Source organism: Protofrankia sp. Cj3 (genome assembly GCF_917627355.1).
In the GTDB taxonomy this organism is placed as follows: Bacteria; Actinomycetota; Actinomycetes; order Frankiales; family Frankiaceae; genus Protofrankia.
Genome location: NZ_CAKJTR010000318.1, coordinates 1 through 3,121, shown reverse-complemented (window position 1 = coordinate 3,121; position 3,121 = coordinate 1). Strand labels below are relative to the sequence as shown.

Sequence of the window (3,121 nt, the reverse complement as noted above, 5' to 3'; positions counted from 1 at the left end):
TCGATCTGTGGCTGCAGATCGACGGTGGGGTCAATGCCAACACCGTCGAGCGGGCCGCCGAGGCCGGGGTTGATGTCTTTGTCGCCGGCACCGCCGTCTATGGCGCGGACGATCCCGCGGCAGCGGTTGAATCGTTGCGGGCGCAGGCGCTGCGGGCGTCGCCACGGCTGGTCGCGCCCGGCGTGCCGACAACCTGACCGCCATGCCAGCGGGCGGCGGGCGGTGCCGGCCGCGCCCGGCGGTGCCTGGTGCTTCGCACGGATTCCGCGCGCCCATGCGGCTTTCATGTGCAAGACTCGGGCAGGTAGTTGTAGCAGCACGCGCGCTCCGGGGTCGGTGAAACTCCGAGCCGGCGGTGACAGTCCGCGACCCGTCCGCAGCCAGCGGCCGGTGGACCCGGTGAAATTCCGGGACCGACGGTGAAAGTCCGGATGGGAGGACGCGCGCGGGCGTGTGCCGTCCGGCGGTTATCACCGTCGCGCACGGTCCGTCTGGCGCCTGTGCGCTGGCGGCGTCCCGCGTGCTTACCCCTTGTCTCGGACGTGGTGCCGACACAAGGGGGAACACCAGGAATGTTCACCGGCATCATCGAGGAACTCGGCGTCGTCGCGGCCGTCGAGCCGCGCCCGGCCGCCGCTCGGCTCGTCATCAGCGCGGCCAGGGTGCTCGAGGACGTCAGCGAGGGCGCGTCCATTGCGGTCAACGGGGTCTGCCTGACCGTCACCCGCTGGTTTTCCCAAGGCGACGGGCAGGCCTTCGCCGCCGATGTCATGCAGGAGACCCTCACCCGTTCGGCTCTTGGTGGACTGTCCGTCGGGGACGCCGTCAACCTCGAGCGCGCGGTGCGCCTGGCCGATCGCATCGGCGGCCACCTCGTGCAGGGGCATGTGGACGGCGTCGGTGTGGTGGTTGACCGACAGCCGAGCACCGCTGTGCCGGCCGCCGGCAGCGCCACGGAAGATGATCGAGCCGCCGGTGGCGGGGCTGCGCCCCAGTGGGAGATCGTGCGTATCAGCCTGCCGCCGGGCCTGGACCGCTACCTCGTCGAGAAGGGGTCCATCACGGTTGACGGCGTCAGCCTGACGGTGGTTGATGTCACCGCGGCGACGGCGTCGACACCGCCCTCGTTCACCGTGAGCCTGATCCCGACGACGTTGCGGACGACCACCCTCGGCCGCCGCGTGGTGGGGGAGCGGGTCAACCTCGAGGTCGACGTGCTGGCGAAGTACGTCGAGAAGCTCACCGCCGCGCGTGACACGACCGGCGTGGGGCAGCCCCTCATCCCCACCGCCACGATTCGGAGCGGAAGCGAACAACTGTCATGAGCACATCCCTGGCAGCCAGTGACACAGGCCTGGCCTCCATCGACGAGGCGGTGGCGCAGATCGCCGCCGGCCGGCCCGTCATCGTCGTCGACGACGCGGACCGCGAGAACGAAGGCGACCTGATCTTCGCGGCCGAGCTGGCCACCCCGGAGCTGTTGGCGTTCACGGTCCGCTACACCTCAGGTGTGATTTGCGCACCCATGGACGGGGCTGACGCCGACCGGCTGGATCTCGGCCAGATGGTCCCGCGCAACACCGATCGGATGGGTACCGCGTTCACCGTCTCCGTCGATGCCCGCGACGGGGTGACGACCGGTATCTCAGCCGCTGACCGGGCACGTACGATCAGGCTGCTGGCCGATCCCGCGACCACCGCCGCGGACCTCACCAAGCCCGGCCACGTGTTCCCCCTGCGGGCCAAGGCCGGCGGCGTGCTGCGCCGCCCCGGCCACACCGAGGCGGCAGTGGATCTGGCCCGGCTGGCCGGGCTGCGTCCCGCCGGAGCCATCTGCGAGATCGTCAACGACGACGGGAGCATGGCCCGACTGCCGGAACTGATGAAGTTCGCCGCCGAGCACGGGCTGTTAGTGATCTCGATTGCCGACCTGGTGGCCTACCGGCGCCGTAGTGAGCGGCACGTCGAGCGGGTCGCCGAGGCGGCGATCCCGACCCGTCACGGGGAGTTCCGGGCGTTGTGCTACCGCAGCGTCATCGAGGACATCGAACATGTGGCGCTGGTCAAAGGCGACATCTCCGGCGGCCGTGACGTGCTTGTGCGGGTGCACAGCGAATGCCTGACCGGGGACATCTTCGGATCGCGGCGCTGTGACTGCGGGACGCAGCTCGACGCCGCGTTGCGCATGATCTCGCTGGAGGGCAGGGGCGTGGTGCTCTACATGCGGGGGCACGAGGGCCGGGGCATCGGTCTCATCCACAAGCTCCGGGCATACCAGCTACAGGACGCCGGGCACGACACCGTCGACGCCAACCTCGCTCTCGGGCTGCCCGCCGACGCCCGCGACTACGGCACGGGCGCCCAGATCCTGGTGGATCTCGGGGTTCGGACGATGCGCCTGCTGTCCAACAACCCGACCAAACGGGCCGGGCTCGAAGGCTACGGCCTGGAGATCGTCGAGCGGGTCGCGCTGCCGGTGAACTTCACCCCCGAGAACCTGCGCTACCTCACCACCAAAAGGGACCGGATGGGACATGATCTGCCGGGTCTGCCGAAAGCGGCCGGAGCCTGTGCCGATGTCCCGCACCATCGGGTTCCGCCGGCCGGAGCCGCGGACACCGATCTGGTGATGGCGGACGTGTGCCAGGGAGAGCCGGCGTGAGCGGCACCGGCTCGCCGTCGGCACCCATCCCCGATGGCGCGGGCCTGCGGCTGGCCGTGGTGGCGGCCCGGTGGCACGGTGAGATCACCGATGCCCTGCTGGACGGGGCCCTGCGGGCAGTCAAGGATGCCGGCGTCGCCGCACCGGTGGTGGTCCGGGTGCCCGGCGCGGTGGAACTCCCCGTCGTCGCCGCGGCGCTCGCCGCCAGTCACGACGCGGTGGTGGCGTTGGGAGTGGTGATCCGCGGCGGTACCCCGCACTTCGACTACGTCTGCCAGTCGGTGACCGCCGGACTCACCCGGGTCGCTCTCGACACCGGTGTCCCGATCGGCTTCGGCGTCCTGACCTGCGACACGGTCGAGCAGGCACGGGACCGCTCCGGGCTGCCCCCGGCCACGGAGGACAAAGGGCGGGAGGCCGCCTTCGCCGCGCTGGAGACCGCGAAGATCCTGCGGGGGC

3 protein-coding genes, 1 pseudogene and 1 riboswitch are annotated in these 3,121 nt (G+C 70.7%); all 4 genes and pseudogenes read left to right on the top strand.

Annotation, left to right across the window (positions count from 1 at the left end):
- Positions 1-197 (top strand): annotated as a pseudogene (locus MJ783_RS23010) (ribulose-phosphate 3-epimerase); the annotation flags it as partial.
- A 121-nt stretch (positions 198-318) separates the two neighbouring features.
- Positions 319-447: riboswitch (FMN riboswitch) on the top strand.
- A 125-nt stretch (positions 448-572) separates the two neighbouring features.
- On the top strand, positions 573-1,325 hold the full coding sequence (gene ribE, locus MJ783_RS23005) for a riboflavin synthase (RefSeq protein ID WP_239313931.1): 753 nt from the start codon (positions 573-575) through the stop codon (positions 1,323-1,325).
- Positions 1,322-2,662, top strand: coding sequence for a bifunctional 3,4-dihydroxy-2-butanone-4-phosphate synthase/GTP cyclohydrolase II (locus MJ783_RS23000; RefSeq protein ID WP_239313929.1), 1,341 nt, complete (start codon positions 1,322-1,324; stop codon positions 2,660-2,662). The genes ribE and MJ783_RS23000 overlap by 4 nt, the downstream gene beginning before the upstream one ends.
- Positions 2,659-3,121: 6,7-dimethyl-8-ribityllumazine synthase (gene ribH, locus MJ783_RS22995; RefSeq protein ID WP_239313927.1), on the top strand; the 463-nt coding region annotated here is incomplete at its 3' end. The genes MJ783_RS23000 and ribH, both read left to right, overlap by 4 nt.

Coding starts and splice junctions, on each gene's coding strand:
- ribE (WP_239313931.1), top strand. CDS start 573: ATGTTCACCGGCATCATCGAGGAACTCGGCGTCGTCGCGGCCGTCGAG.
- MJ783_RS23000 (WP_239313929.1), top strand. CDS start 1,322: ATGAGCACATCCCTGGCAGCCAGTGACACAGGCCTGGCCTCCATCGAC.